The organism is Corynebacterium sp. 239_CJEI, assembly GCF_001055995.1.
Taxonomy (GTDB): Bacteria; Actinomycetota; Actinomycetes; order Mycobacteriales; family Mycobacteriaceae; genus Corynebacterium; species Corynebacterium jeikeium_D.
Window position 1 is genome coordinate 22,661 of sequence record NZ_JVOW01000016.1, and the last position, 23,809, is coordinate 46,469.

At 57.3% G+C, this 23,809-nt stretch carries 45 protein-coding genes and 1 tRNA gene; 9 read left to right on the forward strand and 37 right to left on the reverse strand.

Annotation, left to right across the window (positions count from 1 at the left end):
* Positions 1–5: 5 nt before the first annotated feature.
* The 30 genes from ADB08_RS11155 to ADB08_RS11330 form a co-directional block, all read right to left on the reverse strand.
* Positions 6–575, reverse strand: a complete 570-nt coding sequence (locus tag ADB08_RS11155; RefSeq protein WP_053087311.1) for an NUMOD4 motif-containing HNH endonuclease — start codon at positions 573–575, stop codon at positions 6–8.
* An 85-nt stretch (positions 576–660) separates the two neighbouring features.
* Positions 661–951 (reverse strand): hypothetical protein, encoded by a 291-nt coding sequence (locus tag ADB08_RS05005; RefSeq protein ID WP_049171436.1) that lies wholly within the window; start codon positions 949–951, stop codon positions 661–663.
* Between the two features lie 1,199 nt (positions 952–2,150).
* On the reverse strand, positions 2,151–2,381 hold the full coding sequence (locus ADB08_RS05010) for a hypothetical protein (protein ID WP_049171437.1): 231 nt from the start codon (positions 2,379–2,381) through the stop codon (positions 2,151–2,153).
* Positions 2,378–2,962 carry a helix-turn-helix domain-containing protein gene (locus ADB08_RS05015; protein WP_049171440.1) on the reverse strand — a complete coding sequence of 195 codons (585 nt, stop codon included), beginning with the start codon at positions 2,960–2,962 and terminating at the stop codon, positions 2,378–2,380. Before ADB08_RS05015 ends, ADB08_RS05010 begins: the two co-directional genes overlap by 4 nt.
* A gap of 69 nt (positions 2,963–3,031) precedes the next feature.
* Positions 3,032–3,667 carry a hypothetical protein gene (locus tag ADB08_RS05020; protein WP_049171442.1) on the reverse strand — a complete coding sequence of 212 codons (636 nt, stop codon included), beginning with the start codon at positions 3,665–3,667 and terminating at the stop codon, positions 3,032–3,034.
* Complete coding sequence (locus ADB08_RS11570; RefSeq protein ID WP_161798509.1) at positions 3,664–3,816, reverse strand: hypothetical protein; 153 nt, start codon at positions 3,814–3,816, stop codon at positions 3,664–3,666. The genes ADB08_RS05020 and ADB08_RS11570 overlap by 4 nt, the downstream gene beginning before the upstream one ends.
* An 8-nt stretch (positions 3,817–3,824) precedes the next feature.
* The gene (locus ADB08_RS05025; protein ID WP_049171445.1) at positions 3,825–4,103 is read right to left on the reverse strand and encodes a hypothetical protein; all 279 of its coding nucleotides are present in this window, start codon (positions 4,101–4,103) and stop codon (positions 3,825–3,827) included.
* Positions 4,100–4,489, reverse strand: a complete 390-nt coding sequence (locus ADB08_RS05030) for a helix-turn-helix domain-containing protein (protein ID WP_049171448.1) — start codon at positions 4,487–4,489, stop codon at positions 4,100–4,102. The genes ADB08_RS05025 and ADB08_RS05030 overlap by 4 nt, the downstream gene beginning before the upstream one ends.
* Complete coding sequence (locus ADB08_RS05035; RefSeq protein WP_049171451.1) at positions 4,486–4,773, reverse strand: hypothetical protein; 288 nt, start codon at positions 4,771–4,773, stop codon at positions 4,486–4,488. The genes ADB08_RS05030 and ADB08_RS05035 overlap by 4 nt, the downstream gene beginning before the upstream one ends.
* Positions 4,770–5,276 (reverse strand): hypothetical protein, encoded by a 507-nt coding sequence (locus ADB08_RS05040; protein ID WP_049171455.1) that lies wholly within the window; start codon positions 5,274–5,276, stop codon positions 4,770–4,772. Before ADB08_RS05040 ends, ADB08_RS05035 begins: the two co-directional genes overlap by 4 nt.
* Entirely contained in the window at positions 5,273–5,437 is a 165-nt protein-coding gene (locus ADB08_RS11575) for a hypothetical protein (protein ID WP_161798510.1), read from the reverse strand. The genes ADB08_RS05040 and ADB08_RS11575 overlap by 4 nt, the downstream gene beginning before the upstream one ends.
* Positions 5,434–5,586, reverse strand: coding sequence for a hypothetical protein (locus tag ADB08_RS11580; RefSeq protein WP_161798511.1), 153 nt, complete (start codon positions 5,584–5,586; stop codon positions 5,434–5,436). Before ADB08_RS11580 ends, ADB08_RS11575 begins: the two co-directional genes overlap by 4 nt.
* The gene (locus ADB08_RS05045; RefSeq protein WP_049171457.1) at positions 5,570–6,028 is read right to left on the reverse strand and encodes a hypothetical protein; all 459 of its coding nucleotides are present in this window, start codon (positions 6,026–6,028) and stop codon (positions 5,570–5,572) included. The genes ADB08_RS11580 and ADB08_RS05045 overlap by 17 nt, the downstream gene beginning before the upstream one ends.
* Before the next feature lie 94 nt (positions 6,029–6,122).
* The gene (locus ADB08_RS05050) at positions 6,123–6,398 is read right to left on the reverse strand and encodes a hypothetical protein (protein WP_049171458.1); all 276 of its coding nucleotides are present in this window, start codon (positions 6,396–6,398) and stop codon (positions 6,123–6,125) included.
* Positions 6,395–6,841 carry a hypothetical protein gene (locus ADB08_RS05055; RefSeq protein WP_049171459.1) on the reverse strand — a complete coding sequence of 149 codons (447 nt, stop codon included), beginning with the start codon at positions 6,839–6,841 and terminating at the stop codon, positions 6,395–6,397. The genes ADB08_RS05050 and ADB08_RS05055 overlap by 4 nt, the downstream gene beginning before the upstream one ends.
* Before the next feature lie 469 nt (positions 6,842–7,310).
* A complete protein-coding gene (locus ADB08_RS05060) occupies positions 7,311–7,727 on the reverse strand; it encodes a RusA family crossover junction endodeoxyribonuclease (protein ID WP_049171461.1) in 417 nt (138 codons plus the stop codon).
* 142 nt (positions 7,728–7,869) lie between these two features.
* Positions 7,870–8,316, reverse strand: a complete 447-nt coding sequence (locus ADB08_RS11160; protein ID WP_053087313.1) for a hypothetical protein — start codon at positions 8,314–8,316, stop codon at positions 7,870–7,872.
* Positions 8,313–8,747: a hypothetical protein gene (locus ADB08_RS11480; protein ID WP_152682207.1), complete on the reverse strand. Its 435-nt coding sequence runs from the start codon at positions 8,745–8,747 to the stop codon at positions 8,313–8,315. The genes ADB08_RS11160 and ADB08_RS11480 overlap by 4 nt, the downstream gene beginning before the upstream one ends.
* A gap of 484 nt (positions 8,748–9,231) precedes the next feature.
* Positions 9,232–9,558, reverse strand: coding sequence for a hypothetical protein (locus ADB08_RS05075; RefSeq protein ID WP_049171466.1), 327 nt, complete (start codon positions 9,556–9,558; stop codon positions 9,232–9,234).
* Positions 9,558–9,989, reverse strand: a complete 432-nt coding sequence (locus tag ADB08_RS05080; RefSeq protein ID WP_161798512.1) for a single-stranded DNA-binding protein — start codon at positions 9,987–9,989, stop codon at positions 9,558–9,560. Before ADB08_RS05080 ends, ADB08_RS05075 begins: the two co-directional genes overlap by 1 nt.
* A gap of 43 nt (positions 9,990–10,032) precedes the next feature.
* Positions 10,033–10,344: an HNH endonuclease gene (locus tag ADB08_RS11825; protein WP_080971486.1), complete on the reverse strand. Its 312-nt coding sequence runs from the start codon at positions 10,342–10,344 to the stop codon at positions 10,033–10,035.
* Positions 10,345–10,352: 8 nt separating this feature from the next.
* Positions 10,353–10,727, reverse strand: coding sequence for a hypothetical protein (locus ADB08_RS05085; protein ID WP_049171471.1), 375 nt, complete (start codon positions 10,725–10,727; stop codon positions 10,353–10,355).
* Positions 10,711–11,208, reverse strand: coding sequence for a hypothetical protein (locus ADB08_RS05090; RefSeq protein WP_049171472.1), 498 nt, complete (start codon positions 11,206–11,208; stop codon positions 10,711–10,713). The genes ADB08_RS05085 and ADB08_RS05090 overlap by 17 nt, the downstream gene beginning before the upstream one ends.
* Entirely contained in the window at positions 11,201–12,085 is an 885-nt protein-coding gene (locus ADB08_RS05095) for a YqaJ viral recombinase family protein (protein ID WP_049171474.1), read from the reverse strand. The genes ADB08_RS05090 and ADB08_RS05095 overlap by 8 nt, the downstream gene beginning before the upstream one ends.
* Before the next feature lie 10 nt (positions 12,086–12,095).
* Positions 12,096–12,233: a hypothetical protein gene (locus ADB08_RS11585; RefSeq protein WP_161798513.1), complete on the reverse strand. Its 138-nt coding sequence runs from the start codon at positions 12,231–12,233 to the stop codon at positions 12,096–12,098.
* On the reverse strand, positions 12,230–12,445 hold the full coding sequence (locus ADB08_RS05100) for a hypothetical protein (RefSeq protein ID WP_152682208.1): 216 nt from the start codon (positions 12,443–12,445) through the stop codon (positions 12,230–12,232). Before ADB08_RS05100 ends, ADB08_RS11585 begins: the two co-directional genes overlap by 4 nt.
* Before the next feature lie 206 nt (positions 12,446–12,651).
* The gene (locus tag ADB08_RS05105) at positions 12,652–12,969 is read right to left on the reverse strand and encodes a hypothetical protein (RefSeq protein WP_152682209.1); all 318 of its coding nucleotides are present in this window, start codon (positions 12,967–12,969) and stop codon (positions 12,652–12,654) included.
* 134 nt (positions 12,970–13,103) lie between these two features.
* Entirely contained in the window at positions 13,104–13,610 is a 507-nt protein-coding gene (locus ADB08_RS05110; RefSeq protein WP_049171483.1) for a hypothetical protein, read from the reverse strand.
* The gene (locus ADB08_RS05115) at positions 13,607–13,822 is read right to left on the reverse strand and encodes a hypothetical protein (RefSeq protein WP_049171485.1); all 216 of its coding nucleotides are present in this window, start codon (positions 13,820–13,822) and stop codon (positions 13,607–13,609) included. Before ADB08_RS05115 ends, ADB08_RS05110 begins: the two co-directional genes overlap by 4 nt.
* Positions 13,819–14,028 (reverse strand): helix-turn-helix domain-containing protein, encoded by a 210-nt coding sequence (locus tag ADB08_RS11330; RefSeq protein ID WP_080971487.1) that lies wholly within the window; start codon positions 14,026–14,028, stop codon positions 13,819–13,821. The genes ADB08_RS05115 and ADB08_RS11330 overlap by 4 nt, the downstream gene beginning before the upstream one ends.
* Before the next feature lie 85 nt (positions 14,029–14,113).
* Between ADB08_RS11330 and ADB08_RS05120 the strand changes: the two genes are divergently transcribed.
* A complete protein-coding gene (locus tag ADB08_RS05120) occupies positions 14,114–14,593 on the forward strand; it encodes a hypothetical protein (protein WP_049171487.1) in 480 nt (159 codons plus the stop codon).
* 559 nt (positions 14,594–15,152) lie between these two features.
* Here ADB08_RS05120 and ADB08_RS11885 read toward each other — a convergent pair.
* From ADB08_RS11885 to ADB08_RS11620, 4 genes are all read right to left on the reverse strand, one after another.
* Positions 15,153–15,359 (reverse strand): HNH endonuclease, encoded by a 207-nt coding sequence (locus ADB08_RS11885; protein WP_152682210.1) that lies wholly within the window; start codon positions 15,357–15,359, stop codon positions 15,153–15,155.
* Between the two features lie 137 nt (positions 15,360–15,496).
* Positions 15,497–15,655 (reverse strand): hypothetical protein, encoded by a 159-nt coding sequence (locus ADB08_RS11590; protein ID WP_161798514.1) that lies wholly within the window; start codon positions 15,653–15,655, stop codon positions 15,497–15,499.
* Between the two features lie 4 nt (positions 15,656–15,659).
* Entirely contained in the window at positions 15,660–16,700 is a 1,041-nt protein-coding gene (locus ADB08_RS05125) for a phage antirepressor (protein ID WP_065421652.1), read from the reverse strand.
* Positions 16,701–16,772: 72 nt separating this feature from the next.
* The gene (locus ADB08_RS11620) at positions 16,773–17,000 is read right to left on the reverse strand and encodes an XRE family transcriptional regulator (RefSeq protein WP_152682211.1); all 228 of its coding nucleotides are present in this window, start codon (positions 16,998–17,000) and stop codon (positions 16,773–16,775) included.
* A 76-nt stretch (positions 17,001–17,076) separates the two neighbouring features.
* On the opposite strand from ADB08_RS11620, the gene ADB08_RS05135 reads away from it, so the two are divergent.
* The 6 genes from ADB08_RS05135 to ADB08_RS05160 all read left to right on the forward strand — a co-directional run bounded on the left by ADB08_RS05135 (position 17,077) and on the right by ADB08_RS05160 (position 21,014).
* A complete protein-coding gene (locus ADB08_RS05135; protein ID WP_049171492.1) occupies positions 17,077–17,400 on the forward strand; it encodes a hypothetical protein in 324 nt (107 codons plus the stop codon).
* A 179-nt stretch (positions 17,401–17,579) separates the two neighbouring features.
* The gene (locus ADB08_RS05140; protein WP_049171493.1) at positions 17,580–18,056 is read left to right on the forward strand and encodes a hypothetical protein; all 477 of its coding nucleotides are present in this window, start codon (positions 17,580–17,582) and stop codon (positions 18,054–18,056) included.
* Positions 18,046–18,432: an ImmA/IrrE family metallo-endopeptidase gene (locus tag ADB08_RS05145; protein WP_239660023.1), complete on the forward strand. Its 387-nt coding sequence runs from the start codon at positions 18,046–18,048 to the stop codon at positions 18,430–18,432. Before ADB08_RS05140 ends, ADB08_RS05145 begins: the two co-directional genes overlap by 11 nt.
* Complete coding sequence (locus ADB08_RS05150) at positions 18,429–19,217, forward strand: hypothetical protein (protein WP_049171498.1); 789 nt, start codon at positions 18,429–18,431, stop codon at positions 19,215–19,217. The genes ADB08_RS05145 and ADB08_RS05150 overlap by 4 nt, the downstream gene beginning before the upstream one ends.
* A gap of 192 nt (positions 19,218–19,409) precedes the next feature.
* A complete protein-coding gene (locus ADB08_RS05155) occupies positions 19,410–19,823 on the forward strand; it encodes a hypothetical protein (RefSeq protein WP_049171500.1) in 414 nt (137 codons plus the stop codon).
* 162 nt (positions 19,824–19,985) lie between these two features.
* Complete coding sequence (locus ADB08_RS05160; protein WP_239660024.1) at positions 19,986–21,014, forward strand: tyrosine-type recombinase/integrase; 1,029 nt, start codon at positions 19,986–19,988, stop codon at positions 21,012–21,014.
* A gap of 152 nt (positions 21,015–21,166) precedes the next feature.
* Here ADB08_RS05160 and ADB08_RS05165 read toward each other — a convergent pair whose 3' ends face one another.
* On the reverse strand, positions 21,167–21,811 hold the full coding sequence (locus ADB08_RS05165; RefSeq protein ID WP_016422282.1) for a TetR/AcrR family transcriptional regulator: 645 nt from the start codon (positions 21,809–21,811) through the stop codon (positions 21,167–21,169).
* A 95-nt stretch (positions 21,812–21,906) separates the two neighbouring features.
* Positions 21,907–22,095, reverse strand: coding sequence for a hypothetical protein (locus tag ADB08_RS05170; RefSeq protein ID WP_042388509.1), 189 nt, complete (start codon positions 22,093–22,095; stop codon positions 21,907–21,909).
* Between ADB08_RS05170 and orn the strand changes: the two genes are divergently transcribed.
* Entirely contained in the window at positions 22,094–22,747 is a 654-nt protein-coding gene (orn, locus tag ADB08_RS05175) for an oligoribonuclease (RefSeq protein ID WP_016422281.1), read from the forward strand. The two genes, ADB08_RS05170 and orn, sit on opposite strands and share 2 nt — an antisense overlap.
* Positions 22,748–22,889: 142 nt before the next feature.
* A tRNA-His gene (locus ADB08_RS05180) sits at positions 22,890–22,965 on the forward strand.
* Between the two features lie 133 nt (positions 22,966–23,098).
* Here ADB08_RS05180 and ADB08_RS11340 read toward each other — a convergent pair.
* Positions 23,099–23,809 (reverse strand): IS30 family transposase (locus ADB08_RS11340; protein WP_049170654.1); only part of this gene is annotated, 711 nt, incomplete at its 5' end.

The following is a 23,809-nucleotide window of genomic DNA, read 5'->3' on the forward strand; positions in this document are numbered from 1 at the left end:
GCCTTCTACTGATTCATAATCGCCTCGTACCGGGCATCTGCGATTCTTTGAAAATCGTCTTTGAGGCCTGGGCGCGAGTAGATAGTGTTCTTTGCCCTGGCGCACGCCAAACAATTGCGCCAACCGCGCTTATAGTCGGCAGGCTTCAAATTCGGCTGAACAAGAAGGTGCCCACGCGGACACTTTTCTTTTTCATAGTTGTAGTGATTCCCATGAAGCACTCGGTCTTTCGCATTAGCACTTCTGGTATCCCACCGCAGATTCTCCGGTCGGTTATCGTCCGGAATGCCATTGTTGTGGCACGCGTCGTAATTCTCCGGCCTTGGCCCCACAAACGCCTCAAGGACAAGCCGGTGTACCCAGTGATACTTAGGCTTCCTGTCCTTATGGAGCATCACACGGATATGGCCGTTGTGATTCGTGACCGTTCGCAAGACCTTGCCTTTAAACTTCCGGCCATTGGCTGCGACCCTATCCAGGCTCCGGACACGGCCACGGTTACTCACCTCATACAGCCCCTCATATCCGGCAATCTGCTTCCAAACTTCCTGATTGCTAATATGGCTCACAGCCATTGTCACGCTCCTATCGTGATCAAATGGTTAAGCCCGGGCCGGTGCTACCAACACCAGTCCGGGCTGCTCTTTTTCCTGCTTCTAATCACACAATCTTCGGCTCAAACTTCCGCAACCCAGACGGGCCACTGCTCTTCTGCTCACCAAACAAATCAGGACGCGACCGAACCCACCCACGCAACTCCGCAGAACACCGCGCCTCAACCTCCGTCGCCGGATGAGGACGCCCATCAACCACACAACCCTCTTCCTCAAGAACAAGGCGGGCTTCCTTCAACCGGTACGACAGTGCTGCCACCGTCTCCACAGCCACACGATCGAACGCCGACACCGGCCGACCGCCAGTAAGTTCCTTAACCTCATCAGCAAGCGACATATTCAACCCCTTGAACACTAGAATTTGATGAAAACAACACGAGAGAGAGACAAGCGAGAAGGCGGGATGCGAGAGGTCGCGGAAACCCCACGTCCTTAAGATTTTGTGGGGGTTTACTGTGTAGTTGTCACTACTGTCTAATACGTGGGTGGGGTTACCAGGTGAAGGGGGGTGGGGTGGGTTGTGCTGTGGGGCGTTGGTTGTCTCTGGTGCCGTCGCCGCGTTGTTGATTGCAGGTTGCGTGCAAGAGTCGGTCTGCGAGGTTGTTGTGAGCTCCGTATTGACCGAGAGCGCGTGAGTGGTCTGCGTGCAAAGGCCGTTGGTCCCAATTGAGTTTCGCATCGCGGTACATGGGTTTGCCGCACCACCAGCAGGGTGCGCCGTCGGTGTGGTTGTGGAGGAGGCGTGCTCGGGTTTTGTCGTGTGCCCAACCGCGGCCTTGTTGGGCTTTGGTGAGTTTGCGGTATTGCATGGGCTGGGCTCCTGGGGTTTGGTGGGTGTGTGAGGGCTTGAACCTCATGGATCAGCGTGTGCTCGCCACTGTTGTGGTTGGTTTATGGCTTGCTGATTGCTCACCTGTTGAGTCACACCCTTTGTGTGCATCGTGTTGTTGATGCTGAATGTTCTTCGCGTTGCGTTGTCGTGTTGCTTCGCTGTTGTGCTCGTGTCTCTTTGCCATGCTTGCTGCTGTGCTCACTGTCGCTTGCAGTGGTGAAGGTTCTTCGCGTTGCGTTGTTGCGTCGCTGAGCTCAGCGTGTCCGTGTCGCAGCGTGCTGTGTTCGATGTCGTTGCTGTTCGCTTCACGGCTGCTGCTCTTACGCTATTGCTTGGCGCTTATGCTGCTGTACTGTGTTCGACATCGTTGCAGCGATGCAATGTTCTTCGCGTTGCGTTGTCGACTTGAGTGGTTCGCGCGCCCCATGCATGCCCCTGCGCGCCGGTGGTGCCCTGCCCTGTCCCGTGGCCGGTTGTGGCTGGGGTGTGGGTGTGGGCGCGGTGGTCGCGCAGGGGATGGGGCTTGGTAGCCCCTGGGATGTTCCCCCTTCCTCGCGGGCTGTTTAGCGTCGAGGGGGTGGGGGTGTTTTTTGGTGGGCATAAAAATAACCCCCAGGCCCTCATCCTGGAAGGTGGATGGGGTGGGGGTTCATTTCATGCTTACGAACAGTATACACCCTGAAGGTGGTAACTGTGAAGTCTTGTCACCACATTTGCGGGGGTTCGGGCACGGGGCGGTTGCCAATGTTGTACGGCATGGCCACTGCCTTCATGGTGGTTGTGTAGTCGAGCGGGGTGGTGTCGAGTTGGTGCTGGTGGTTGAGGATGTGCCGGGCGATACGGGCTGCGTCCTGCCTGGCTTCTTCTTTGGTGTAGCAGTCAAAGCCAGAGGGGATGGGTTGCCACATCCATGACAGGTCGGTGTCTACGCTCATGGCTTCGATGCTACCTGTTGGATGTCGGTGGCTTTGTAGATGCGGCGGTTTCCGATCTTGATGGAGGGGAGTTTGCCTGCGCGCCACCAGTTGCGGATGGTGTCGGCGGGTACGCCGGTGGCTAGGCACATTTGTTGGGCTGTGCCTGCGGGTGGGTGTTTCACTACTGGGTCGAGGGTTTCTTCGAGTAGTCGTGCGTGGTTGATGGTTTCCTCCACTGCGCTCGAGCCTTCTTGCCCGGTTTGCATGTGCCACCACACCTCGGAGTCTGCCCACATGCACCCTGCCAGGTGCTCATGCTGGTTGCTGAGCCACCCGGCCATGCCCTGCACTGTGGGCACGGGCTTGCCGTACAGCCCGCCGGTGTCTGCACGCACCTGCCTGCAGGTGGTGCGCAGAACCTCCTCGATGGTGAGTTTGAGGTCGAGCCAGGTCATCGACAGCGGGGGTTTGGAGCGGGGCAGACTGGGGGCTTTGTATGCGTCGGTCTGATTACCGCGTGCGGGTTCGAGGTGCTGGTCGAGCAGCGGGGCGAGTCGTTGGATTGTTGAGAGTGCTTGCAGGTATTTATCGGCGAGCATCTGTTCCAATGTTGCTTATATCTTCCCTGCTAGGCAATGGTTTATCTCATCTATTTTAGCATGAGAGTTCTACTCTGCTGGTCTCCATTGTGTGCGTAGGCGTTCCTCATACTTGCCGATGAGTCTCTGCTTCATCTCCTCCGCTGCCTCAATGGCTAGTTTTTCCGTCCAGCAGCTGTTCCTGATTGCGTCACTGGGGGTGTCCGCTCCGTCGAAGATGGCTCGGATGGTGCTGGCGTGCCCGTTGTGTCGGTATTGCACGTCGGTTCCCCAGAGTTCGATGCGCCCAATGGTGGGTTGCCACCCGGTTTCTCCGAGTGGGTTGGTGAGTTTGATGGCCCCGCATTTCGCGTCGTAGAGGTCTTTTTGGATTGAGGGCGGCGGGTCGAGCGGCGGGGTATTTCGTCGTGGCCCGTATTCAGTCCATATGTATTCTGCTGGAGGATCGCAGGCGACTCCGATGTTTTCGAAGTGGTAGGTGTCGCCGTAGTCCGGGCGTGGGGCTAGTTCCTCCTGGGCGGGGGCTGACTCCTCGGGGGTTGGGGCTGGTTTTCCGAATAGGTTCCACATGGTGTTAGTCCTTTCCTGTGCTGCCGAATCCTTGCTCGCCCCCGGTCGGTCTCGTTTGTGGTCGGCTGCGCTTACTGCGGCTCCCAGGATGGTTGCTGCGAGGGTAAGCGCGCCCACGATAAGGGCGGGGGTCACTGGTTCTCCTGTTCTGTGATGCGGGTTGTGTATTTGTCGTGGTTGGCTCGTCGGGCGATGAGTTGTGCTTCCAGCCAGGTGTCTACTGGTAGGGAGCGTTCAACCGCGCCGGTGCGCTTATCGATGAGGTGAACCTCAAACGTGGTCATTGGGTCTCCTAATTCGCTTCGCATACCCAGTCGTGGCGGACTTGCTTGGTGGCTGGGTCGTATCGGCTGGACTCCCGATAGACGGTGCCGGGGCCGCAATGCACGGAGTTGTCGGAGTTTTCTATCAGCTTTCCTATCCCGAATAGCAGCAGGGCTACGAGCACTACTGCGATGACGGTGGCCGTTACGGGTTGTTCTTCATCGGTTCCGAGCCACAATGCGAATATGCAAGCGCCGATGTAGGCGACGATTACGACGGCTGCTAACAGTGCGCCGATTACGGTCATGGTTTCCCCTTCCGGGCTTGTGTGTCTGCGTAGTCGTAGGCTTCACGCCAGGTTCCGAACAGTCGAGACTCAGCGATATAGCCGGTTGGTCGGTAGGCGGTGGCTGTCCATGTCCTTGTGTTGACACCTGGGATGGTGGCTGAGACGTGGCTGTCTACTCGCCACCGTGGCTTTGCTGTTACTTCCCAGCCGACGTACAGGTTGAGGGCGTAAAGGCATACGCGGATGTCGTTGAGACTCACGTCTTCGCGTCCGGCTTCGATGTCATTAATTAGCGGCAGTGGTAGGCGTGTGGCTGCTGCTAGTTCGGTGCGTGTCCAGCCGCGTTCTTCGCGTCTGGCTTTGATGGTGGCACCTATGCTGTCGAGGTCACCGACACAGATCATTGGCTGGCCTCTTTTCGTGCTTCTACGCGTGCGTCCTTGATGTATATAAGCGCTTGGCACAGCGCCGATAGCGAGGAAAATGCGGCCTGCCCGGTCGGGTAATCGTTGCGTTCCACAGCGGCGTGATAGTCCTTGATGTGCGGGCCTTTTTCGCGCTCGATGAGGTCTTCTACGCGGTTGAGTGCGCCTTGCCACTTCCGGCGCTTGTCCTGCTCTGCGGCAAGCGCGGCACGGAGCCGGGTGTTTTCTTCTTCTAGGGCGCGCACCTGGTCAGTCAGTCTCATTGTCCGTTCCCCCACCGGATTACTCGTGCTTTAGCGAGTGACTGTACTGGGGTCGGATACTCCTCCCCCGCCCCACGCCAAACGCTGTCCTTCTTGACGTACACGCCTTTCGGTTCAACCATGATTTCGGCGATGGTTCCCTCGGGCGCGTCGTTGAAATCTTTGACGGTGTTGAGGGTCGCCGGGTCGAACGTGAGGTGTTCAGGGTGTTCATAATGTATCTCCGCGCCGTCCCTGAGATTGTCGTTTCGGCAGGCTATCCGCACGTAACCGTCATCGTTAGGCTCGCTGGAGACAATGATTCCGCGCCCGTATGTCGGGTGCGTTGCCCAGCGGCCGAACAGCGACTCCTGCTCTGGCCCTGGCTCTGGTTGCTTGTCCTTCTCCTGCTGTTCCTTGAGTTCTCGGAGGCGGGTCTTGAGGTCGGCGAGTTCGCCCTTAGCAAAGGCGAGGGCATCTTCTGCGCCTTCAATCTGCGTCTCAAGATCTTTGATACTGGTCATTGGTTCTCCTGGTGGGTGGCGTATCGGATGGCTTGCTGCCAGGTGCGTAGCAGCCGGGTGGTGTACATCATCTGGTTGAGTTCTTCGCAAAAGTAGTCGGTGGTGACGGCCCAGCAGTCTTGCCCGGCTTTCCACACACGGGGCTTAGGCGGCCTGGTCATTGCATGTCCTTGGCGTGTTGGATGAGGGCTACGGCGAGGGCTTCCAGGTCGCATGCGCGGGGTTCGGTGTATGGGAGCCAGGCGGTGCCGAGGTCACCCGCGTCGAATTCGGTGCCGTCATCGTCAGGGAGCTCAATCACGTGGTTCATCGTCACCCTCCTTGATGTGGATTACGGGGCTGACATAGCGGATGACTGGGCGTTCATGATCGCGGGCTATGCGCGCTGAGACGTCGTCTGTCCCCCACCAGAAGATGTGGCCGTCTTCCGTCCAATGCCCCCATTCGACCTCGTACCCATCCGGTAGGAGTCCTGGTTTGAAAGTGAACGGTTTTGGCCGATTCTCAAAGTCCCGGTCGTGAAGCTTCTGCACCTGTTCAATGAACGGGTTCCACACGTCCGGGTCTTTGGTTTCGGGCACCACACCAGATGAGCCACCATACATTTGAGGGTCGCGGACTCGGCAGATTCCCTGTTTCACCCCGTCTAGGATGGCTTGTTTCGTCTCGTCGGTGAGGTAGGTCATTTGCTCGCAGTTGAGGTATCGGCGAGCTTGGTTGGCGTCGTTGGTTGCGAATTCGATAGCGCTCATAGTGGTGCTCCGTTCACGATGTGGTTTGCGGCTTCGCCGAGGTAGCCGATAGCGAAACCGGGGTCAGTGAGTAGCTGAATGATGATGTCGATGGTCATTGTTCTTCTCCTAGTGGCTGTCGGTAGGTGGCGTAGCGCTTCACGATGCGCTCGCGGGGGTTGAGCTCTTCGCCGTCGATAAGCGGGTATTCTTCCGACCATTCCGCAACTCGATGCCACGGGGAATCTGGGTTGGGTTGGTATTCGACGGTGTACTCGGTGCGCATTTCAAGGATGGTGGTTACCGCGTCGACGACTTCAGAAATCCAGGTAGTGGGTTGGCCTTCATTGGCCCAGCGGTCGACGATGACCGCAGCTTCTTCTGGTGTCACTGTTCTTCTCCTTCTAGTGGTTGTGGTGCGGTGACGTAGCGGACGGCGATACGTGCGTCGATTCGGTGCGTTTCGCCTGTGTCCTCGTCAGTGAGGGTGATTTCGGTCTCTAACCCTGGAGGCGGCAGTTCCTCTGTCCATTGGGAAAGTGTGATCCATTCATCGGAGTTTGAGGCCTTGCCCTGTATTGCGTATTCGGCGGTCATTCCTGCAATCATTGCGGCCATGTCCGGGGCGGCAGCCATGAGGTTGAAGTTCCGCCCGGATTCATAAGCGTCACTATCGAAGTCGGTCTGCTCCGCAACTTGGTTGCCGTTATGGGTGGTTACCTGAAAATCGACCACAAGTTCTGGGTAACACGGTTCTTCATACGTTTGCGTATCGAATCCCCACGGGCCGGGTGTGGTGCCTTCGAGTAGTTGGCGTGCTTCTTCTGGTGTCATTTGGTGCTCCTAGTCGTCGTGTTCTTGGGGTGTTTCCCAGGGGCCGCAGCAGTTCTGTGACCATCGGTTGCAGGTGGCGCATGGGAAATCAGTGTTTTCCTGGCTCATTGGCTCCCCTGTCGCGGTCATTAGTGAATTCGTTCGGGCATCTCCTCTAGTCCGAGGGTGTCCAGTAGTGGCTTCGCTGGGGTGATGGGGAGCGGGTAAGGTTAATCCCGACGGTCCCCCTGCAAAGCCTCTCCGTGGATGCGCAACCAGGGGTCCTTGTTTTGATGGTGGGCAGTCTCCAGAGGGGTGTGTAAGATTAATTTCAACCGCACCCCCAACGCCTCTCAACGTATGCGCCTCTTGGGGGCCCTTTTGTTTTTCAGGCTCCCTTTTTTGCCCCCTAGCGTGCTCGTAGAGCGACCAGGACAGACCGAGCGCCACCCATACCCACATTCCGAGGTTCGACGGCTTAAATCGGCTTCTAGGCGACATTAGGAATCTCCTCCCCCGGTTCGACATGGATCATCACGCCCGGTTCCTCTGCCGTGCCTGCGCGTCGTTTCACAACCAGCAGGCGGGTCACCTGCGAATCATCCTCGAAACACACGCCTGTCAGACCGTCGAGGACAGCGCGCGCTAATTTGTCTGCGTCCGGGCGGGCACACATCGTCAGCGGTGCGGACTTCGGCATGGCCTTCGGCCTCGGCATCAAAAACGTGAGTTTCACCGACACCGGCCCGTTCAACGACTGGCAGCCGTGAGTGATGGCCGCGTCCTGCACGGCCTCACGCCACGGCTTCACCCGCTTGCTGACTTCCACCAGCACCGCGCGTTTACCGCGCACGAATGCCTGCTTGCTTCCTTGCGGGGCTGGGTGCCCCGGAACAAAAAACCTCATCGTTGGTTTCTCCTTGCATGAAAAAACCGCGCCCGATACAGGTCGCGGTCAAGAACGTAAGTCAAGGTGCGCCACGCCCGGTGCTCCTTCGCAGTAGTGGGTGGCACGATCCAAAACCCCCACCACAAAGCTTCAAGACGGCTCATGCGCCACTACCACGCCCCAACTCCCCCACAGCCACATCACGCCGCTGCTCATCCCCATTCGGCCACCGCACACCATCAATCGACGGCATCGTGCGTACCTGCCGGAGTTCCCCGCGCTCGAGTGCCGCGTCTCGGGCTTCACGACGCGCCAGCCTGTACTGCTCGAGTAGCTGCCGGCGCTGCGGGTCGCGCTCCCAACGGTCACGGACATCACGCGCAGCAGCGACAATGTCACTCGGCTTCGCCATCCGCTCACTACGGTCATGCATCGCCCAGAACACAACCGCCTCTAACCAAATCTCGACCGGGATGTTCACCGTCCCCAAAGCGTCACCCCAGGCCTCAGTGACAGCAGGACTCGGAGCCACAAACCGGTCAGGGGCCAGGTTCTTGCCACGCTGCAGAACAATCGCAGCGAGCCTCTTCTTTTCATCGGGGGTCATTGTCCAGCCTCCTCAATGCTGGTGTGTTCCCAGAACTCCGCGTCTACGAAGTCTGGTTCGTTGATTGGTTCGCCTAGCCAGGCTTCAATGGTGTTGTTGTCCATCGGGGTGCGTGGCGCTGCTGGCTTGTCTGTCGCATCCACGGTTTCCCAACGGCACTGATTCAGCCACGTAGTCGGATGCGGGATCTTGGACTCATCAGGGATGCCGTGAGTCGCCGCGTAGCGCTCGGTCAACGACTGCAGTTCGGCTGGCGGTATCTGCTTGGTGGCTTTCCGCCATGACTCGAGTGCTTGTTTCTTCGATGCGTTGCGGTGGCGTGGGTAGGCGCTCCACCACGCTTCGAAGGCGGGTGGGTAGGCGTTCCTTTTCGGGGCTGGCTTCGTAGGTGGTTTGGGGGTTGCAACCACGTCCGAACTTGTTTCGGACATATATATCTGTTCCCCTGTTCCCCTGTTCCCCTGTTCCCCTGTTCCTATAGCCGAATCTCCGCTACTATCGCCCGAATTTCCGCGCATAGTTGCGGAATTTCCGCTACTTTCCGCTACACCGTCAATGACCTGCATGTTTACCGGATTGATTCTCACGCCATCATCCGGAGCGGGGAATTTCGAGGCCTGCATCTTCGCGTACTTCGATTGATGCTTTTTCCACGACGGGATGTAGTAAAAACCCCTATCCGCGACCTTGTAAAAAATTACCGCTACATGCCGCTCAATTTCCGCGCATAGTTGCGCAAATTCCGCGACTGTCATTTCGTAGTCATTCGGGAAGATGAAACCCATCAACTCACGAGGGTTATACGTCCCCCGCCCAGCATCATCCGCCCAATTCCACATCCCAATAAAAGTCAACCTGGCAAGCGGACTCATCTTCGCCACCCCAGGGCTCGACCAAAACTCAGGTTTAATCGTCCTAATGCGAGGCATCAGAATCGCTTCCTCTATGATCTTGTTGCTGAAGGGCAATCAAATATCCACGCGCCGCCATCGTGTCTTCAGCTTGCGTTGGCGACCGGAGGACTACCGTGCCCTTCTTAGATTTCACAACTTGGTTGATGTACTCAGCTGGCTTCGGGCCGAAGATTTTCATCATGGCCATCTCGAGGTAAGCCAAGCGCTCTTCGTCGGTTTTCGCTGAGTTGAGAATGCTTTTCAGCCCTTCGTCCAGGTAGTCCGGCCTGCCATCCTCGAGGTGGTCGGGTGCCGGGTACCTGGCGTTAGGGAATTCGTTGTAGTCCATTAGAACGGGGGCTGCTCGTTCTGCGGGAACCCGCCCTGCGGGGCACTATTCCACGGGTCACGCGCCGGAGCGCCATTCACAGCACCATTCGGACGCAAACTCGGAACCTCCGTCACAACATCAGCCTTAATGCTCGGAGTCCGCTGCCTATTCCCCTCACGGTCTTCCCACTGCTCAATCTCCACCTGCCCCGCCACCTGCCAGCGAGCGCCCTTCTTGATCTGCGACACCAGCGCCTCCGCGTCGTTGCCGAGGTATGACACGTTCCAGAACGACGTGTTTGTTGTCTCCCACTGGCCTGTCTGCTGGTTCTTCTTCCTGTGGTTATGGGCAAGCCGGAACTTGCAGATGCTAATTCCGGTCTTGGTGACGAACAGTTCCGCATCCGCTACCGCGTTGCCATCGACAACAATATGATTGATGCTCTTCATGGTTACTTCTCCTTCAAATGAAAAATGACCAGCGCTTTGCTGGTCAGTAATGTTCAGGGTCAACGTCTGCAAGTAGGACATAACCCCCGTTCCTATATCGGGCTTTCGTAGTGTCCGGGTCATGCATGCTGCGGACTATCAGCCCGCGCGCCTCCGCCTGTCTGGGGTTGCGGTGCGCCCACTCATGGCATGCGCTACAGATAGCAACGACATTATTGGCCGTGTGCTCCCCGCCTTGGCTCCGCAACTGCCGATGATGCAAATGCTCACCAGCGCCAGTACACACCGGGGGAACCATCGCCTCGCACGCATACCCAGCCCTGGCGTGAACCGCGTCCACAACCTCCTGCGGCATACGCTCACTCACGCGCCTTCACCCCGCCCGGCTGTTGAGTACATCGCCCGCACCATCGCACTAATCGTCTGATACGACGACATCTCGTCCCTGTACGACTTCACCAAATCCTTGGCGTAGTCCAGGCTGGCCTTAGCCACGTCACGCGCCTCACACGCATCCCCAGTCGCCAACACCGCATGCTGCTTACGATCCTCAACACTTCCGTCCGACGTCGTAAACGCAATAGCGAACGCCTTTTTATACAGGCGCTCTTTCTCATCGAACTCATACTGACGCTCAGACACGTACCGCACGCCCTTAGCAATCCGATTCGACAGTTCCCTGAGGTGGTGCTCAACCTGCACCGGGTTAAGTGGCTCGAAATTATCCGGCTGGCTCATTGCCCGCTCCGTTCAACTCCGCGACCTTCGCCTCAATCTCCGCCTTAAGCGCATCCAGAGCGCCCGCAGCGCTGGCCTGCCGCCACAAGTCCTGAAGCTGCTCCTTCGTCGTGGCCTGCGCAATCTCAGCGCGTGCCTGCACCACGAAGGCCTTCATCATCTCCTGCCGGTTCGCCCGCTTATCACCCGAGTAGCCAGCGTTAGCCAATGCGCGTCCGATAGCGGACGTTTCACAGTTCTCAAGCGCGCTGGACTGGTTCGCCATGCCGGTACCATCCACCTCGAAGGCGTAGCCGGTCGCAGTCGGCTCCGACTGGGTAGCGTCCCGATACACCTCCGCTCGGACAACCCACCGCGTCGCCCCAATCTCTCCCTCAATATGCGTCGGGTCGGTGCTGATGCGCCCGTTCGGGTTCTCGGACCAGAACAGTCGTAGGCGCTCATCGACAGTCGAATAGTCTTGCGGATTGAACTTAGGCATCGGTCTTTACCTCCGTGACGCGAAGCGTCCTCTTCTTAGCCGGAACTTCCTTAGTGAACTCGGCCACCAAATCAGGGTGCGCTTCCTCAAATGCTTTCTTCTGCCAGGTCTTACGAGGCTTCGGGAGCGTCCAGGAAACCTTGAGCCCAGCGTCCTCAAACGCCGTGTCCTCATCACCCAGGCACTCACGGAGCTCATCGAGGAGTTCCTGTTCTTCTTCATCTAGCGGGCGTTTCATCAACCGCACCTCATGCAGCCTGCGGAGGATACTGGACACATCGGGTCGCGCATCATCGCGCCAATCCCCCGCCAAAAACTCATCACGAATCTGGCAGAGCTCACGCACACGATCAGCGTCACGCTCGATTAGGCACCACTCAATCTGCTGCGGGAAGAAATCATCATGCGGCTCCCACGCGAACACGCACCTATGCGCGCCCGTCACAAACAACTGCCACTGCACCTGGTCGTAATACTTCGCCGGAATGAAATCACGCGGATGAGAACCAGCAGGCGGACGCGACCAAGCGAGCTCCGCCTTGACGGTCTTAATCTCCGCCAGCATGAGGTCGCCTTCATCATCAAGCACCATGTCCGGGGTTGCAGCGCTCACACCATCCTCATGGACAAACAAGGCTTCGTTGCGCTCAAACCGGGAATCGCCGAACATCTGGATATATGCGGCAATATTTGGTTCCCGGTCTTTACCCCAGTCGGTGTAGCGATTGCCGTGGAAGCTGGAACCGTGTTCCCGCTCGTCCCATACGCGCTGCCACTCCGACCGCGACTGCGCAAGACGCGCGATCATCGTCGCAGTCACATATTGGCGTCGAGCAGCAAGCCACTCATCCTCAGACTCAAACCTCAAAATCTTCATCTATCCGTCCTTAAAACAAAGTGGCCGCAGCAAACACAGCGACCACAACCAACAACAAAGCGCCGCAGCCAACAGCCACAGCGCTCAAACCATCCTCCGGATACGTCCGGCCCTCAGGTGGCCGAACCTCCGGAAACTCAGCACTCATCTACTACCCTCCTGCTCACGTAATCTCCGTTCCTCTTCCAGCGCTACCTTCCCCCACATCGTCAGCTGGTACGACCGGCCAGAACCGACACGCTCAACCAGCCATGCATCCACCAGACGGTTAACGTCCAGGCCACGGATGTAAGGCAACGTCCCCCACTTATCGATATTGTGCAACGCCCGATAACGCACCCCGGACATCCGCTCAGCCACGGCCATCACCCGGCGAGTACAAGATCGCGGACACCTCCCACGGCTCGAAACCGTAGTGCTCACACAGGCGGAATTTGGCGAGCGTTGGTGACACCTGGCGGCACAGTTGCCGGTACTCAAACCTGACTTTCGACGCTGGAACCTCCTGCCGAAGAACAGGTTTCCGCACCGTATCCAAGCGTTTAAAGCAATCAGCCGTCACAACCCTAAGCACCCGCCACCTCCCCGTCCGGCAGCCACGAAGCCCACACCTGAAAACCAGACTTCGACACCTTAAAAACCCCACCATCACGCCGCCACGCCACACCCTTCGAGATAGCGCGAGCCATACGCGCGACAGCACGTTCCTTGTCCCCCTGGCTCAACCTCCCAAAATCATCATCGATAAGATCCGGTGGGCACTGCGCCCACCTGCCAGGATTCGCTTGCAACGCCTCCGCGAACTCCAGCAGCCCGCCTTCAAGCTGCTTCCGGGCAACAACGCGCCGTGGAGGTGCGTCGAAGAACTGAAACTGTCTAGGCATCGGAGTCTCCTTTCTCATGCGTTTATGCCGACCAGTCGAGTCGCCGTCCATGACGAACCCGAGGTGATAAGTGCATTTGCCCTTATAGGCGGGAAGGGCATTGCAGCCGGGGATAATGCAGGTTCTTTGTCGGCTCATATTTCCCTCCTCACCCGGTGAAACGCAGTCCTGGCGATTACCAGAAACATCTCATCTGTCAGCTGCGGGTACGACCGCTGTAGCCAACGCTTCACCCACTCCGTAGGCTGACGCAGCTGTGTGCGGGCGAACACGTATTCCTCGCTGATTTCGTCGAGTTCCTGGTCGGTCAATCCATCCAGCACGCCTTTTTCTCCGGCACGCCCGCTCTCCGGGACTGCCATCTCCATGAACCGCTTGCGTCTCTCAACCGCAGCCGACCAGCCATTCACGATCTGCCACACGTGCTTGTAGCTGACGTCAATGTGGGCAGCGACCGCAGACACGGTCACTCCGCTAGCCCGCAGTGTCTCGTAGTGCGCGCGCATCTCATCAGCAGTCGGAATAGACGCTGCAGCTTCGGTAGCGTTCTGTCTTGTCCGGTACTGTGTGAGGTCTTTGCGTTTGCCGTCTACTGCGATTCGGAACGTGCCGTCCGACATCTCCACGATTTGGTGGCTCACAGGCACATCACCAGTGCCATGAAGATAAGCGTCCCGAAGGTGAGACACAGCGCGGTTGCTGCCCAATCCCACTTGATTCCACGCGGCTCGATACGACGCGGACGCCGCGTATACAGCTCCAACAAATCCGGGCGCTCATCAATCACCCGCTTATCCGGCACACGCAAATCACACGCATCCACCAGGTCGAAAAGGTCATCATGCTGGCTCATGCTGCATCACCGCCGTAGAACTCCAGGCCGCGGGCAAAAGCGGGCACGCTGGACGCTGGAATCTTCCAACGGCCCCGTCGAGTGCGCTGCGTCGCCCCCGGAATCTCACGGCGTCTACAGGCCTTGCGGACAGTTTCTGGGTGACAGTTCGCAGCCTCCGCGAACTCATCCGGAGATAGGTACGTAACCCCTGATAAAGTTTTCATTGCTACCCCTCTCTAGGTAGTAAAAGAAGCCCCTCGTTTCCTGGTTGCAGCAGGGACGAGGGGCGAGTTTTGAAAGTTGAAAAGAATGCTCGTTGATTGGCTTGCTCTCGTAGTCGCAGTGTGCGCACTGGCAGTCTCAGCCTGGTCTGCGTACTCGTCGCACGGCTCTAAGAAGGAGGCCGAACGCAGCGCTGACGCAGCACAACGAACAGTCGACGAACGCCGGTACTCATGGTCGGTACGGCAGCCAAAAGATGGCGAATACATTGTCCGTAACACTGGAACAGTCGGAGCTCTCAATGTGAACATTGAGACTGCCGCGGTTTACCAGAAGGTGCTACGCGACGATGAGCCCCTGAACATCCGTCCTGGCGAGGCCGTGTTGCTCGTAGCGCACGGGGCCTATCAGAAGCCAGTGATTGACATCAAGATTTCTTGGAACCCCACGGACGACGAAACAGTAACTCTTGAATGGTTGGAGCCCGCCCCCGCCGTAGAATGGACTGCTCCTTCTCTGTCAGAGCGTTCATCGATCCTGAACGCGATAACTCGCGGTAAGCACTGATGTAATCGGCGTCCCATTCGATGAGGTAGTTACACAGGGATGTGTAGGCTGCTGCGAAGATTGAGCATACGAGCGCGAAAATGCTGACTCCGAGGACGAACGCGGAGAAGGTCAATTGTGTCTCCTTTTGTGTGTCGTTTTTGGTAGGGCGCGCAGGCGTGGCTGACGGTCCTCAACCCATCCCCCTTGAAAGCAAGGAAAAAAAGGGGGGCTGCCTGGCGGTGACGTTGACGCGCCCTAGTGGTCTTGGCGGGAGTCGAACCCGCGCCCCTCGCTTCCGTTGTCGAGCCAAAACAGGGCAACCATCTTCAAGACCTCTGAGTACTTTTATTTATGGTCGGCGCGCGTTACCTCCAGGTACATCACCTGGGTTCCTGCCCTCCGGCTTGCGCGGGTCATCGCAATCTACACACCATGCTCGACGCGCCAGTATCAGCACCGACCTATGAAATTCTTCAAATAACAAACGGAAACCGAACACATGTTCTATTTCCAGCGCCCACGGATGGCGTCGAACCAACCACGGAGGCCTGACTACCTCAAGGGCTGCACAGCATCACTACGCTGACTGACGAAAGAAATCCGGATGCAACAAGTTGTCCGACTTCCTCAAATTGCAGAGCACATGAACCGGCCTACAATTCCCCGGACTCGTGCGACCACCACGAACAGTCGCAACCTTGTGATCCAGGCAAATCTCATCTCGACCTCCCGCCCAATCGAGCGGCTTGCCACAGAGGTAACAGTCACGATGTTCCCCCCTCATCTGGTTCCACAGCTCGTCAATCCCATATCGCCGCGACTCATAGGCGCGCTGCCTGCATGACCTCTTGCAGTACTTCCTCTGCCTGCCCCTACTGCGCTTAGGCTGGGCAAATTCAGTTCCACACCACTCGCAGAAACTCACTGTTCCTCCTGTTGCTTAGCCCACCGCCACTGAGCCCATTCCATGAACGTCTCAAAGCCGTGCTCACGCATCTCCGCAGCAATCTTCCGAGCACCTTCCACAGCGGCGCGACGATCCTCCGGGGTCATATCGTCCTCGTAGTCAAAATCAGTCATTTGGCTATACCTCCTTATCCTTCAAGTCCTGCACGCACGCCACGCGCTGGGCGATAATCTCCCGCGCCAACATCTCGAGGTCATCAACGCGGCCCCTCCATCGCTTATGACTCCCCGCATGAACTTCATGGAAGTAATGAGAGATGTCCGCACTGGACGCTGCGCCAAGGCGAAACGTTTCCTGCCTGCCCTGCTCCCCATCTCGACCGCGCATTGTGACGGTCAGTTTTTCGTCCAGGTCGAACTCAACCCCATTGACGGTCAGCACATTTCGGTCAATTGTGAATCGACCGTCCAAAAACCGGCTGACAAAGTACTCCTGTCCCTTGCCGGTCACCTTCGACGTCTTACTCACGCCAACATGACCATCAGAGTGCTGAATTACGGTCTCCTTCACGCGAAACAAGCCAAGCTCCATCGACTTCTGCGTCGGCATGTTCCAATCCGTCCCCTTACGGGCAATGAGGAAGCCGTTCTCGCGCATCCACTTGAACAGTCGGTTCGCACCGACCTCAATGCCATTGCCCTTAAGGATCTTGGCTAGGTCGCCAACAAGAATGTCTGTCTTGGCGGTTGCGACCGCGTTAGCAAACAGAACCTTCGGGGCATCCACCTTCGCCTGCGCTTCGAGTTCCGCGCGCCGCGCCTGCTCTTCTTTGAGGGTTGTGGCGAGCTGGATAATGGTGTCTGGGTTGGTAAGCGCCTTTTCGATTGCTTCAGAGGTCATGTATGCGCCGTGCTTGCGAATTGACGGCAGGACTTCTTCGAACACCATGCGCTCGAATTCCTGCGCTGTGTCCAGGTCGCTGCCGACAATCAGGCGGTAGAGGTCTGGTTCGGCAATGACGCGGACATTCTGCGTCCCGCCGCTAGTCTGAAGGGGGTAGTGATTCGCGACCCCCTTGCAGTGACGCTTAATTGCGTCGGAGGTGTTCTTGTATCCGAGCGCTGTTGCTACGTCGCGCGCTACCCAGAGTGGCTTTTCTGGGTTGTCGGCAATGACACGAACTTCCTTGCCTTGGAAGTTGAACGGGGTGATACTCATTGTGGTATCCTTTCTGGTGTGTGTTTGACCTTTGTGGTCTGCTCTGCCCCTCGTTCCAGCGAGGGGCTTTTCTTATGCGGCGAGTGGTTCGCAGTACCCGGCAACGAAATCACTGTCCCCCTGCAGGGCGGCGATATGTAGCGCCATCCTGGCTGTAATCGGCGCTCCAGAACGAAGGTCCGGCAACCGGTCAACAGTGGTGCCTAGAGCTGCCGCCAACTGCTCTTCTGTCTGCAGTCGGCGGGTGCGCATAATGTGATCCAGCACCCCCGGGCGCACCCGAAAGCGTGGTGCCGACATAGTTTCCATAGTGGGCTTCACTTTCTTTACTAAGCTTTCCTACGGGGACACTTCCCCAGTTAGGAGGTGATTTTCAATGTCTCTTTCTGAGCTCTCTAAGGAAGAGTTCGTGGAGGCCGTCGGTAGTACGGACAGTGAAAACATGGCGACTCTCACCGTTGGGCCTGTGACATTCACTGCACCGACTGCATTGGTGGAGTTCTATGTCGCTCTGATTAACGCGGCTCTTATTGATGACCCGGGTTTCAGATTCTTGGACCTGGGGACTGAGAGTGACGGGTACGCGACTGTTCTGGTCACCACCGCGACGCCGGTTAGCGTTAGATGGCCTGACGGTTACCGTCCGTTTGAGAATCCGAACAAGTTGCTTGATTCGGTTGCTCATACTGACCTCCTCTAGGTCACGTGCCTCCAGTAGCTCCATACCCAAGGCGCTACTGGGGGCTGTCTCCTCCGGCCGCTTCCCTGCGCCGGTGATTTCATTATGAACCTTGCTGGGTTCATTGTCAACCTCGACCATTCAAACTGTTTGTTTATGCAGGGCTTGACAGGTTTTTGGATATGGTTCATAATGAACCTATGACGCTTCAAGATTGGCTCAAAAGCCTTCCCGATTCCCCCACCGCAAGCCAAGCAGCAGACCGTGCTGGCGTATCGAAAGCGACATTCCTACGGCACCAGAAAAAAGGCGAAACAACCGCTGAATACGCCATTGCCATATCCCGTGCCTACGGGGTTAATGAAATCAAGTCACTGCTTGACCTGGGCTTCGTATCACTACAGGCTGTTAAGGAAATTAGCGTGCAGGTTTCGGTCGGGCGCATGAGTAATCAGCAGATTCTCGACGAAATCCTCCGTCGTTCCGATCCGGAAGCCCTCAATCTCTTCGGTGATCCCACCGGCGAAGCCATCGACTACGACGGCACCGAAGCACCAGTCGCCAGCCTCGACGAACATCGTTCGAACAAGCAATCCGCTCGGTCTGATATTCCTCAAGACGCGGTAGCCGATGACAGTGACTACCACGAGGAGGAGAACACGGAGTTTGACGACTGATGACCTACACCAGCTAGCCGACCAACTAGGGGTCACCGTCACCACCCACGACCGTGGCCCCAAAGGCTGGTACCACCACCACACGAGGACTATCAGCCTGCGTAGTGACCTCCGTGCCGCGAACTACCGTTGCACGTTGGCGCACGAACTCGGGCACGCGCTCACAGGTGACGTGCCGACCGGTATCCAACATTTCGACCAGCGCATGGAACGCGCCGCCGACATGACGGCAGCGAACATGCTCATCTCTCACACCGACTACGCCGCAGCGGAAGCGCTCTACGGCGCTCACGATGGAGCCATCGCCCGTGAGCTTGGCGTAACCACCCACCTACTTGCCGTCTGGCGAGACACCTACGAAAGGACACGGTCATGAACTCCGAAGAGGAAGCGCGCTTCGACACCGACATTGAAGGCGAATCCAGGAATTTCGACTACCTGAAGTCACTCGCGGAATCCAACTTCGCAACCCCAGGAGAGGCTTTCGAAATCATCGCGACACTCACTGTCGACGGCAACAGAATCAACGTGACCCACGACGAGCACCCGCTCGGATACATCGAGCACGCCGCCGAGCTAGCCAGCACCATCGACGGGCCAGCAGACGTTCCAGCGCGCGTTTGGACATGCCACGATTGGGACGACTTCTACGCATCGGTTCGGCTGGACACGGAAGAACTCTTCATCGCGCAGGCAGAATACGACGATTTTCTAATGCGCACCTACGGCACAACCACACCAGATTTGGAAACCACGCAGCGCGTGGCAGCAGCATCGGAAGTTCCCGCGGAGTCCGCGAACTGGGAAGTGCTACTCGCGCCGGATGGATCAAAACGCGCGACCCCGTTCCAGCGAGGATTCGTGCGCGGGAAGATTGGGCACCACTTCCCGAATAACCGCGCGCCACGAATGGACTATCTAACTGTTGGGCAGGCGTATCGCGTGCTCGAGCATTTCCGTGAGGATGCGTCAGGTCTAGAGAAGCCTGGTCGAGGCTCAATGATGCTGTGGTGGCTTCTCATTTTCCTATTTAACTTTGCGTTCTTGCTTTTTAGCTTTTTCGGTTTCGGGCTGGTCTTGTTCGCCATCGAGGCGGCGTTCGTAGTTCACCACTTTGTGACCAGGTCGAAGTTGGAACCGCCGTTTAGTAAGCGCAGGTAGAAAAACAAGGGGGCACTCGACCCAGCACGACATTAGAGAGCGCCCCGGCATGCCATAGACATGACGAAACCGGCTATCCCGCCTATCGGGGCAGGAAGTCCTCCCCTGGAGGACTTGTCACCGGATTCAGCCCTACCGTACCACCACTCACCTTCTCGCCGTCTGGCGGGACATGTACGAAAGACAAAGAACATGACGTTTGAAGACCGCACTACACAACCGACTACTAAGAAACCGTTCTATAAGCGCCTTTGGTTCGTCATCCCAGTAACCGCCATAGTCGCCATTGTCGCATTCATCGGCATCATCTTCGCGATTCCGGGAACCAACGACGAACCGACCCGAGAGCAGCTTTTCGAAGCCGGGAAACAAGCCTGTTACACCGAGCTCTTGGAACGGAACAACGAGTCCATGAACCGCGCGGTTGGCTGGGAGGGCAGGCACAGCGCTTACATCGAGCAGGGCGAAACAACCGGGTACATGGAGTTCGAAATCGAAGTCGTGACAGGTCGGCTAATTCCGTGGCCACAGAAGTTCCGCTGTGATTTTGACGCGACGACGTTACCGGCGACGGTAACAAGCCTGTCTACCAGCGACACTGACTAACAAAAGGGGGGGGGGCGCTCGACCCGACACCAATTCAGGGAGCGCCCCCACAAGTGCCGCCGTGGGAACCGGGGGGGGTGGCTCAACCAACCAGCGACAAGAAAGAGATTAGCAGTGGCCAGCATTAAGCGCTACAAGAAAGCAAAAGGGACAGCCTGGAGGGTGCAGTACCGCGCACCAGACGGCACCAGCCGCACCAAACAAGGCTTCCGCACCAAAGACGAAGCACAAGCATGGGCTGCAGCCAATACGATCAACATCGGCCGTGGCACCTGGTCACCGGAAACTGAGCGGCGTCGCACCGTGAAAGACCTCGGCACCTCATGGCTGGCGGCGCAGACGCATCTCAAACCGTCGACGTATCGCACCACTGAATCCACATGGCGAGTGCATGTGGAGCCGTACTGGGGTGGGTGGCAGATTGGCCGGATTAAACGATCAGACGTGCAGACCTGGCTGGCCGAGTTCAGCGCTGGCGCGTCGACGGTAAGGAAGGCGCACGCTTGTCTCGCGCAGGTTCTCGATGTCGCTGTTGGTGACGGGGTGCTGGCCTCTAATCCGGCGCGCGGTGTGCGCCTGCCGCGTAAACCGAAGGCGAAAAAGGTGTACCTGACCGCCGAGCAGGTCAAGACCCTAGCCAAAGACTCCAAACGTCCTGAGCTCATCTGGCTGCTCGCAACCACCGGTCTGCGGTGGGGCGAAGCGGCAGCGCTACGCGTGCGTGATGTCAATGTTCTCAAACGGCGTATCAGTGTTGAACGTAATGCTGTCACCGTTGGCAGTGAGGTCATTATCGGAACGCCAAAGACGCACGAGCAGCGCACGGTAGCAGTGCCGAAAAAGGTTATGCGGATGCTCGAGCCACTGCTGAAGGATAAATTACCGGACGCGCTTCTGTGGCCTGCGCGTGATGGTGGGCCACTGCCGACACCATCGACGCCGGATTGGTATTACGGGAATCTTGAACGGGTCATGAAGGCTAACAAGAAGTTCCCGTATGTTACTCCGCATGGCCTGCGGCATGTGGCCGCTGGACTAATGGTGGGGTCTGGCGCGTCAGTGAAAGTAGTGCAATCTCAGCTTGGACATGCGAGCGCGGCTATGACGCTAGACACGTATGCAGATCTTTTTGATGATGATTTGGATGCGGTGGCGGATGTGATGGATGAGCAGCTGCGTGGAGTGGTCTAATTCAGATGTCGTGGGAATGTCGTGGATTGCCCTTCGTTTCCCCCGTTTATGCTGGTAGTTTGGGTCTTCCCATTTGGTTCGAATCCTTCTGGGGGCGCAAAAATAACCCGCCTGAACTGGTTTTATACCAGATGCAGGCGGGTTTTTACTTCTTAGTTCTTCTTGTTATCCGCAGGATCCGGGCGCAAGTAGCGGTCAACCATGTCGACGACCTCTTCGACAGATTCCTTGTCTAGCGTCGCGTCCTTGCCATCCGGGCGCCACACCAGCACCATCGTCTGAATCAGACGGTAAATGTTGCGCGCCAGCAGATATGGATCGTGCTCGCGAATAGTGCCGTCTTCCTGCCCGTGACGGACACCGGGGAGAATGAATTTCTCCACAATTTCCAGCTGTGTATCGCTCATCTCTCCAGTGAGCGCTTCTAAGACACGGTCGGGATCTGTCTTGACCAGGCCAGGGAAAAAGTCACTTTCGATGATGCGTTGAACGACGATTCGAATACGCAGCAACATGCGAGCGCGCGAATCGCCAGGGACATAGCGGAGCCCCTCAAGCATGTGCAGGATTTCGCGGTTGGTCACTTCCCCCAGAAGCTCACCAATGTCAGCGTATCGACGATATACGGTCGGACGCGAAACTCCTGCCTTGCGAGCAATTTCTGCAATCGAAGTCCTACGCAAGCCCACAGTCATTACGCTTTCGCGCGCAGCGGCAATGATGACATCATCGACGGATGGTTTCTGTGCCGCAGTGGTGCTTTGAGCAGCGTCGCCAACACGCCTCGTCTCATCCATGTAACTATTTCTCCCGTTGGAATCCGAACTCAGAAGTAATTTTATCAGGCAAATAGGTCGATTTAGTTCATGCCCCGTTGTCCAATTCTAAGATCTTACTTTCCAGTTAATTTCGTTTCCCCCACAATTCGCTCCACAAACCACACGGCAATCCACACGCCCGACCACAGCACAATCCACATCGCTAAGCTGGGCGTAGTCAGCGTGTGCCCCACAGCCCAGTCCGGGCACAAAATAAGGCGCACTGCAGAATCATGCCGAATCTCAGCGAAAGGTGAAATCATGGCTCAGCCCGATCCCGACCTCCAGCTCTCCCCTGAGCTCGACCGCATCGTGTGGATTGACTGTGAGATGACGGGCCTCGAACCCGAGCGCCACGTCATTGTCGAAATCGCGGCTCTCGTCACCGATGCCAACCTCAACGTCCTCGGGGAAGGCGTGGACATCGTCGTGCACGCGTCCGAGACCGAATTGGCGCAGATGGATGATTTCGTCACCAAGATGCATGCGAAGTCCGGCCTGGATCAGGAAATTCGCGACAGCAAGACTAATGTCGCCGACGCCGAACAGGCTGTTTTGGACTACATCCGTCAGTGGGTTCCCGAGCCGCGCACCGCCCCACTGGCAGGCAACTCGATTGCCTCCGACCGCAAGTTCATCCACCGCTACATGCCAGAGCTCGACCAGCACCTGCACTACCGCATGATTGATGTCTCTTCCTTCAAGGAACTTGCCCGCCGCTGGTACCCCCAGGTCCTCAAGGGCGCTCCAGAAAAGGGTCTCGCTCACCGAGCTCTTGCAGATATCAAGGAGTCGATCCGCGAGCTGGACTACTACCGCCGCGCCATGCTTCTGCCCCACCCCGGCCCCGAAGGCGACGCTATTTCTGCCGCAAGCAAGGAATCGACGGAAAAGTACGGTGAGATTCGCGGCTAGCTCGCTTTACGACGACCCAAACCCCACCCTTTCCCAAATTTATCCGGGTTGACCTGCTGTTTTTGTTTCCAGCCCACTGTGGGCTACCATATAGTTCGCTGCAGAGATGAGCTGAGAATACAGCTCCTTTAATGCGGTAATGGTGACTGTAGTTCAGTTGGTAGAGCACCAGGTTGTGATCCTGGGTGTCGCGGGTTCGAGTCCCGTCAGTCACCCCAAGTAGAACCCTCGGCCAGGTTTTTCCGGGCCGAGGGTTTTTGTGTTTCCGCCTTAGCAACTGCGTTTATGGTTGGCGGCGGCGGGCCAATCCAAGTTACTGACTGCGTTTATGACAAAAATGGCCCGGTAGGGTCAGGCGGTCATTGCATCATGGATAACACCAGAGATTACCTCCCGGGGAGTTAACCCGTCGAGCACTACCCGTGGCCGGTTATTCAGCAATGCTTCCGCCTCGGCGACCTCTTGGTCGGTGACATCGGTAAAGTTGGTGCCTTTGGGGAAATAAAACCGGATATCCCGGTTCATCCGCTCATTGCTACCTCGCTGCCACGGCGAATGCGGATCGGCGAAAAACACCTGGATATTCTCCGCGACAGAAAACTCGGTGTGTTTGGCAAACTCCACTCCCTGATCCCAGGTCAACGTCGAAATCGTGGTGTCCATCGACTCTTTGAGCCGACGAATCATCCGTACCATCACCTCATTGACACTGGCGGCAGTATGGTCAGTGCCGAGTCTGCCGAGCAGCACAAACCTGCTGCGGCGTTCCACCAACGTCGCTAAAGCACTGGTGCCATCTGCGCCAATAATCAAATCGCCTTCCCAATGACCGGGTACCGCACGATCATTGGCTTCGGCTGGGCGAAGTGAAATATTGGCATCATGAGTCCAGCGTTTTCCACGTGGCTTGGGCACCCCGGCTAAAAGCGAGCGGGGTTTACGCCCTGGCCGGGTAGTCCGGCAGGACTTTTCAAACACAAGTTCTTTGCGCAAGCTGCCTGCCCCTTGTACGTAAAGGGCCTGGTAAATCGACTCGTGGCTAATAGTCATGGACGTATTATC

What these genes read in the sequence shown, in the direction of transcription:
- ADB08_RS05105 (WP_152682209.1), bottom strand. Translation starts at nt 12,969, where the DNA reads ATGCCTAGACAGTTTCAGTTCTTCGACGCACCTCCACGGCGCGTTGTT.
- ADB08_RS11585 (WP_161798513.1), bottom strand. Translation starts at nt 12,233, where the DNA reads ATGAGTGCTGAGTTTCCGGAGGTTCGGCCACCTGAGGGCCGGACGTAT.
- ADB08_RS11590 (WP_161798514.1), bottom strand. Translation starts at nt 15,655, where the DNA reads ATGACTGATTTTGACTACGAGGACGATATGACCCCGGAGGATCGTCGC.
- ADB08_RS05060 (WP_049171461.1), bottom strand. Translation starts at nt 7,727, where the DNA reads ATGAGGTTTTTTGTTCCGGGGCACCCAGCCCCGCAAGGAAGCAAGCAG.
- ADB08_RS05045 (WP_049171457.1), bottom strand. Translation starts at nt 6,028, where the DNA reads ATGAGCGCTATCGAATTCGCAACCAACGACGCCAACCAAGCTCGCCGA.
- ADB08_RS11620 (WP_152682211.1), bottom strand. Translation starts at nt 17,000, where the DNA reads ATGTCGGCACCACGCTTTCGGGTGCGCCCGGGGGTGCTGGATCACATT.
- ADB08_RS05170 (WP_042388509.1), bottom strand. Translation starts at nt 22,095, where the DNA reads ATGATTTCACCTTTCGCTGAGATTCGGCATGATTCTGCAGTGCGCCTT.
- ADB08_RS05165 (WP_016422282.1), bottom strand. Translation starts at nt 21,811, where the DNA reads ATGGATGAGACGAGGCGTGTTGGCGACGCTGCTCAAAGCACCACTGCG.
- orn (WP_016422281.1), top strand. Translation starts at nt 22,094, where the DNA reads ATGGCTCAGCCCGATCCCGACCTCCAGCTCTCCCCTGAGCTCGACCGC.
- ADB08_RS05120 (WP_049171487.1), top strand. Translation starts at nt 14,114, where the DNA reads ATGCTCGTTGATTGGCTTGCTCTCGTAGTCGCAGTGTGCGCACTGGCA.
- ADB08_RS11575 (WP_161798510.1), bottom strand. Translation starts at nt 5,437, where the DNA reads ATGACCAGGCCGCCTAAGCCCCGTGTGTGGAAAGCCGGGCAAGACTGC.
- ADB08_RS05075 (WP_049171466.1), bottom strand. Translation starts at nt 9,558, where the DNA reads ATGGACTACAACGAATTCCCTAACGCCAGGTACCCGGCACCCGACCAC.
- ADB08_RS05030 (WP_049171448.1), bottom strand. Translation starts at nt 4,489, where the DNA reads ATGATCTGTGTCGGTGACCTCGACAGCATAGGTGCCACCATCAAAGCC.
- ADB08_RS05115 (WP_049171485.1), bottom strand. Translation starts at nt 13,822, where the DNA reads ATGAGCCAGCATGATGACCTTTTCGACCTGGTGGATGCGTGTGATTTG.
- ADB08_RS11160 (WP_053087313.1), bottom strand. Translation starts at nt 8,316, where the DNA reads ATGACCCCCGATGAAAAGAAGAGGCTCGCTGCGATTGTTCTGCAGCGT.
- ADB08_RS11155 (WP_053087311.1), bottom strand. Translation starts at nt 575, where the DNA reads ATGGCTGTGAGCCATATTAGCAATCAGGAAGTTTGGAAGCAGATTGCC.
- ADB08_RS05090 (WP_049171472.1), bottom strand. Translation starts at nt 11,208, where the DNA reads ATGCCTAAGTTCAATCCGCAAGACTATTCGACTGTCGATGAGCGCCTA.
- ADB08_RS05080 (WP_161798512.1), bottom strand. Translation starts at nt 9,989, where the DNA reads ATGAAGAGCATCAATCATATTGTTGTCGATGGCAACGCGGTAGCGGAT.
- ADB08_RS05035 (WP_049171451.1), bottom strand. Translation starts at nt 4,773, where the DNA reads ATGAGACTGACTGACCAGGTGCGCGCCCTAGAAGAAGAAAACACCCGG.
- ADB08_RS11330 (WP_080971487.1), bottom strand. Translation starts at nt 14,028, where the DNA reads ATGAAAACTTTATCAGGGGTTACGTACCTATCTCCGGATGAGTTCGCG.
- ADB08_RS11885 (WP_152682210.1), bottom strand. Translation starts at nt 15,359, where the DNA reads ATGAGGGGGGAACATCGTGACTGTTACCTCTGTGGCAAGCCGCTCGAT.
- ADB08_RS05055 (WP_049171459.1), bottom strand. Translation starts at nt 6,841, where the DNA reads ATGACACCAGAAGAAGCACGCCAACTACTCGAAGGCACCACACCCGGC.
- ADB08_RS11580 (WP_161798511.1), bottom strand. Translation starts at nt 5,586, where the DNA reads ATGAACCACGTGATTGAGCTCCCTGACGATGACGGCACCGAATTCGAC.
- ADB08_RS11825 (WP_080971486.1), bottom strand. Translation starts at nt 10,344, where the DNA reads ATGCCGCAGGAGGTTGTGGACGCGGTTCACGCCAGGGCTGGGTATGCG.
- ADB08_RS05135 (WP_049171492.1), top strand. Translation starts at nt 17,077, where the DNA reads ATGTCTCTTTCTGAGCTCTCTAAGGAAGAGTTCGTGGAGGCCGTCGGT.
- ADB08_RS05155 (WP_049171500.1), top strand. Translation starts at nt 19,410, where the DNA reads ATGACGTTTGAAGACCGCACTACACAACCGACTACTAAGAAACCGTTC.
- ADB08_RS05095 (WP_049171474.1), bottom strand. Translation starts at nt 12,085, where the DNA reads ATGAAGATTTTGAGGTTTGAGTCTGAGGATGAGTGGCTTGCTGCTCGA.
- ADB08_RS05015 (WP_049171440.1), bottom strand. Translation starts at nt 2,962, where the DNA reads ATGCTCGCCGATAAATACCTGCAAGCACTCTCAACAATCCAACGACTC.
- ADB08_RS05125 (WP_065421652.1), bottom strand. Translation starts at nt 16,700, where the DNA reads ATGAGTATCACCCCGTTCAACTTCCAAGGCAAGGAAGTTCGTGTCATT.
- ADB08_RS11570 (WP_161798509.1), bottom strand. Translation starts at nt 3,816, where the DNA reads ATGACCACGTTTGAGGTTCACCTCATCGATAAGCGCACCGGCGCGGTT.
- ADB08_RS05140 (WP_049171493.1), top strand. Translation starts at nt 17,580, where the DNA reads ATGACGCTTCAAGATTGGCTCAAAAGCCTTCCCGATTCCCCCACCGCA.
- ADB08_RS05150 (WP_049171498.1), top strand. Translation starts at nt 18,429, where the DNA reads ATGAACTCCGAAGAGGAAGCGCGCTTCGACACCGACATTGAAGGCGAA.
- ADB08_RS05085 (WP_049171471.1), bottom strand. Translation starts at nt 10,727, where the DNA reads ATGAGCCAGCCGGATAATTTCGAGCCACTTAACCCGGTGCAGGTTGAG.
- ADB08_RS05010 (WP_049171437.1), bottom strand. Translation starts at nt 2,381, where the DNA reads ATGAGCGTAGACACCGACCTGTCATGGATGTGGCAACCCATCCCCTCT.
- ADB08_RS05025 (WP_049171445.1), bottom strand. Translation starts at nt 4,103, where the DNA reads ATGACCGTAATCGGCGCACTGTTAGCAGCCGTCGTAATCGTCGCCTAC.
- ADB08_RS11480 (WP_152682207.1), bottom strand. Translation starts at nt 8,747, where the DNA reads ATGTCCGAAACAAGTTCGGACGTGGTTGCAACCCCCAAACCACCTACG.
- ADB08_RS05005 (WP_049171436.1), bottom strand. Translation starts at nt 951, where the DNA reads ATGTCGCTTGCTGATGAGGTTAAGGAACTTACTGGCGGTCGGCCGGTG.
- ADB08_RS05040 (WP_049171455.1), bottom strand. Translation starts at nt 5,276, where the DNA reads ATGACCAGTATCAAAGATCTTGAGACGCAGATTGAAGGCGCAGAAGAT.